This is a genomic window from Chromohalobacter sp. HP20-39, assembly GCF_033052815.1.
Taxonomy (GTDB): Bacteria; Pseudomonadota; Gammaproteobacteria; order Pseudomonadales; family Halomonadaceae; genus Chromohalobacter.
On record NZ_JAWHTP010001009.1, the window covers coordinates 1 to 248 of the forward strand.

The 248-nt window shown below is 69.0% G+C and carries 1 protein-coding gene; it reads left to right on the forward strand.

What is annotated here, in order from left to right:
• Positions 1-248 (forward strand): glutamate synthase-related protein (locus RVY79_RS20990; protein WP_317466546.1); only part of this gene is annotated, 248 nt, incomplete at both ends.

The window sequence follows — 248 nt, forward strand, 5'->3', positions numbered from 1 at the left end:
GGGCACGGTGGCTGCCGGTGTCGCCAAGGCCAAGGCCGATCACGTGGTGATCGCTGGTCATGACGGTGGCACGGGCGCTTCGCCGTGGTCGTCGATCAAGCACGCCGGTACGCCGTGGGAACTGGGCCTGGCCGAGACGCAACAGACGCTGATGCTCAACGGCCTGCGCAACCGCATCCGCGTGCAGGCGGACGGCCAGATGAAGACCGGCCGCGACGTCGTGATCGGTGCGCTGCTGGGCGCTGATG